The sequence below is a fragment of the Streptomyces sp. NPDC006265 genome (genome assembly GCF_040613555.1).
Classification (GTDB): Bacteria; Actinomycetota; Actinomycetes; order Streptomycetales; family Streptomycetaceae; genus Streptomyces.
Map to the genome: position 1 here is coordinate 1 of NZ_JBEXSH010000804.1, position 4,207 is coordinate 4,207.

Here is a 4,207-nt window from a genome sequence, read left to right on the forward strand (position 1 = left end):
GGCCGAAACCCCGAGTACGTCCAGTACGAGGGCTTCCGGCCGGCACGCCGAGAGCACGCACCAAACGCCGCTCCTCAACGGGCAAACGTTGCCTGTCGCGGCACTAGCAGCTGGGGACGGAGCCCTTCCCCGTCTCCAGGGCCGTCAGTGAACTCACCGTGCTCTTCAGCGTGGTCACCGGAATCAGCCGCAGACCCTTCGGCAGCTCGGCGCGCGCGTCACCGCACTCCGCCTTGGGGACCAGGAACACCGTCGCCCCGTCCCGCTTCGCGGCCTGGGTCTTGAGGGCGACGCCCCCCACCGCACCGACCCGGCCGGCCGCGTCGATCGTGCCCGTGCCGGCGATGACCCGGCCGCCGGTGAGATCCCCGCCGGTGCCGTCGCCGTCGAGCTTGTCGACGATCCCGAGGGAGAAGAGCAGCCCCGCACTGGGCCCGCCCACGTCCGCGAGCTTCAGACCGACCTCGACGTCCTTGTCGTCGAGACCGAGGTACCCCAGCGCGGCCTGCGTCGCCGCGTCCTGGGACTCCTTCATCTGCTTCTCGTTGTGCCGCTCGATCTCCTTGACGTTGTCCCCGCTCGGGTAGACGGAGTCGCGCGGCATGACCGCCTGGTCGGTGCGGAACCAGCTGTCGATGACGTCGGGAAGCGAGACCCTGGTGTCCGGGGAGGTCGCCTCGATGGTGGTCATCCGCAGCTGACCCCGGGTGTCCCGGACCGGCGCACCCGAGATGGTGATCACCTGCGTGCCCTTGTTCTCGCCCAGCACGTTCGCCGTCAGCCCCGGCTGCGCCACCGAGAACGGCAACGGCGCCAGCACCGCCGTCGCGAACAGGGCCACGACGGGCAGAGCGCAGACGGCGATGGCCTGGGGGCGCGTGAGGCGAGAGAACACGGGATCAATCTAACGCGGAGGAGGACACGGCCGGGACCAGGGCGTACGGGACCCCTGCGGGGAGCCCGTCGGCCCTCAGCGCAGCGCCTCCGCGACCTCCCGGGCCGCGTCGACGACCCGTGGCCCCACGCGCTCCGGTACCGCCTCGGCCAGCATCACCACACCCACGCTGCCCTCGACGCCCGTCACGCCCAGCAGCGGCGCCGCCGCCCCGCAGGCGCCCGCCTCCAGCTCGCCGTGCGTCAGCATGTAGCCGGGGTCGGTCATCGGGTGCTGCCGGGCCGCGAGGATCGCCTTGCCGGCGGCGCCACGGTCCAGGGGATGACGGAATCCGGCACGGTAGGCGACGTGATAGTCCGTCCAGGTCGGCTCCACGACGGCCACGGCCAGCGCGTCCGCCCCGTCGACCAGGGTCAGGTGCGCCGTCGCGCCGATGTCCTCGGCCAGTGACCGCAGCGCCGGCATCGCGGCCTCCCGTACGAGCGGGTGGACCTGCCGGCCCAGCCGCAGCACCCCGAGCCCGACCCGGGCACGTCCGCCGAGGTCACGGCGTATGAGGGCATGCTGCTCCAGCGTGGCGAGCAACCGGTACACGACGGTCCGGTTCACACCCAGCCGGAGGGAGAGTTCGGTCACGGTCAGCCCGTGGTCCGTGTCGGCGAGCAGCTTGAGGACACGTAGTCCCCGGTCGAGCGTCTGGGAGGTCTCCGCGGTCACGACGCCCACTCCTTAGTGGTGAGGTCGGCGGCCCCCCGGTCGGCGGATGCGTCACCGAGTCCCGTCGGTAACGCGCTTCAGAGGCCGCCGATCGGCCGGCGGCCCGGCCTCTCCGGGCCGCGTCGCTTCACGGCTGCGCTCCGCGGCGGCGCTGCCACGGGGCGTGTGCGTAGCCGGACAGTAGCGAAGCAGGTTCGCTGAGCGGAAGGCTCCGTCCAGAATCCGGGCAAGGGTGGCTCCGTTTGCCCGGGTACGTGCACCACGGGACGCCCCCTGCACCAAGCGCACACACGACACCCACGCATCCGGAACGTCCGGCAGGGCCGGCGAGGGGCGTCACTTCATCCGGGTCGCCCACTCCTGCACCTTGGTGATCCGCTGCCGCAATTGCCCCGCCGTCGCCTCAGCCGCCGGAGGCCCCCCGCACACGCGCCGCAGCTCCGTGTGGATCACCCCGTGCGGCTTGCCGCTCTGGTGGACGTACGCGCCGACCATCGTGTTGAGCTGCCGCCGCAGCTCCATCATCTCCTTGTGGGAGACGACCGGTCGCCGCTCGGCGGGCATTTCGAGCAGGTCGGCTTCCTCGTCCGGCTTCTTGCGGCTGTGCGCGATCTGCCGGGCCTGCCGCTTCTGCAGCAGCAGCTGCACCTGGTCGGGTTCGAGCAGCCCCGGGATGCCGAGGTAATCCTGCTCCTCCTCGCTGCCCGGGTGGGCCTGCATACCGAACTCGGCGCCGTTGTACATGACCCGGTCGAAGACGGCCTCGGACTCCAGCGCCTCGAAGGAGAACTGCTCCTGCTCGCCGGTGTCCTCGTCCTGCTCCCGGTTCGCCTCGTCCATCTCCTTCTCGGACTCGGCGTACGGGTCCTCCTCGCCCTCCTTCTTGGGCTTGTCGAGGACGTGGTCGCGCTCGCGCTCCATCTCGTTGGCGAAGGAGAGCAGGTCGGGCACGGTCGGCAGGAACACGGAGGCGGTCTCGCCGCGCCGCCGGGACCGCACGAAACGCCCGACGGCCTGGGCGAAGAAGAGGGGCGTCGAGATGGTGGTGGCGTAGACGCCCACCGCGAGCCGGGGCACGTCGACGCCCTCGGACACCATCCGCACCGCGACCATCCACCGGTCGTTGTTCGCGCTGAACTCGTCGATGCGCTCGGAGGCGCCGGAGTCGTCCGACAGGACGAGGGTCGCCTTGCTGCCGGTGATCTCCCGGATGAGCTTGGCGTAGGCGCGCGCCGAGTCCTGGTCGGAGGCGATGACGAGGGCGCCCGCGTCCGGGATGGCCTTCCGTACCTCGGTCAGCCGCTGGTCCGCCGCGCGCAGCACGGACGGCATCCACTCGCCGCGCGGATCCAGCGCGGTGCGCCAGGCCTGGCTGATGGCGTCCTTGGTCATGGGCTCGCCGAGCCGGGCCGCGATCTCGTCTCCGGCCTTGGTGCGCCAGCGCATGTTGCCGCTGTAGGAGAGGAAGATGACGGGCCGCACGACGTTGTCGGCGAGGGCGTTGCCGTAGCCGTAGGTGTAGTCGGCGGCGGACCGCCGGATCCCGTCGTTCCCCTCCTCGTACGTCACGAAGGGGATGGGGTTGGTGTCGGACCGGAAGGGCGTACCGGTCAGGGCGAGCCGTCGGGTCGCGGGCTCGAAGGCCTCGAGACAGGCCTCGCCCCAGGACTTGCTGTCACCGGCGTGGTGGATCTCGTCGAGGATGACGAGCGTCTTGCGCTGCTCCACCCGGTTGCGGTGCAGCATCGGCCGGACGCCGACACCGGCGTACGTCACGGCGACGCCGTGGTACTCCCGGCCGAGCGGCCCGGCGCTGTACTCCGGGTCGAGCTTGATCCCTATCCGCGCCGCGGCCTCGGCCCACTGCTTCTTCAGGTGCTCGGTCGGGGCGACGACGGTCACCTGTTGCACGACGTGGTGGTGCAGCATCCAGGAGGCCAGCGTCAGCGCGAAGGTCGTCTTGCCGGCGCCGGGGGTGGCGACCGCGAGGAAGTCCCGCGGCTGTTCCTGGATGTACTTCTCCATCGCTCCCTGCTGCCAGGCTCGCAGCTTGCCGGCGGTACCCCAGGGGGCGCGGCCGGGGAACGCCGGGGACAGGTGGTGCGAGGCAGAACTGGTGCCGGCGGTGGTAGTCACGGTCTCCGTTGGGGGTCGGGCGGCTCGTGCGAGGGAGCCTGACGGCTCGGCTACGTATGACAACCGGGCCACCCTACCGGCGCCCCGAGCCGGTCGATGCGCGGACCGGCCCGGGTCACCTGTGGGTGGGACCGACGTCACAACCCCCTCAGCCGTCCGGCGATCCTCCCGCCCTCCGCCTCGGCTCCCGGAGGCGACGTCGACGACCAGCGCGTACGCCGTGTCCTGATCCGCCCCGGCCAGGTCGACGCCGTTGAGGGCGAGAAAGGTGGCGGTGGCCGGCCAGGCGGTGCGCTTGTTGCCGTCGACGAGGGGGTGGTTGGCGGCGAGGGCGTGCAGCAGGGCGGCCGCCTGCTCGTACAGGTCGTCGTAGGCGGCCGTGCCGAACATCCGGGCGCGGGGCCGGTGCACGTCCGGGTAGCAGCGCAGCCGCACGCCGGGTTCGCCGGGGGGGCCGGG

3 protein-coding genes and 1 pseudogene are annotated in these 4,207 nt (G+C 71.7%); all 4 read right to left on the bottom strand.

Annotated features, from left to right (window positions below):
- Positions 1–103: 103 nt before the first annotated feature.
- Complete coding sequence (locus ABZ281_RS40280) at positions 104–895, bottom strand: S16 family serine protease (RefSeq protein ID WP_356662937.1); 792 nt, start codon at positions 893–895, stop codon at positions 104–106.
- A 75-nt stretch (positions 896–970) separates the two neighbouring features.
- Complete coding sequence (locus ABZ281_RS40285; RefSeq protein WP_142163598.1) at positions 971–1,612, bottom strand: helix-turn-helix domain-containing protein; 642 nt, start codon at positions 1,610–1,612, stop codon at positions 971–973.
- A gap of 336 nt (positions 1,613–1,948) precedes the next feature.
- Complete coding sequence (locus tag ABZ281_RS40290; RefSeq protein WP_356662938.1) at positions 1,949–3,748, bottom strand: DEAD/DEAH box helicase; 1,800 nt, start codon at positions 3,746–3,748, stop codon at positions 1,949–1,951.
- Between the two features lie 246 nt (positions 3,749–3,994).
- Positions 3,995–4,138, bottom strand: a pseudogene (locus ABZ281_RS40295) (type II toxin-antitoxin system death-on-curing family toxin); the annotation flags it as partial.
- Positions 4,139–4,207 lie beyond the last annotated feature (69 nt).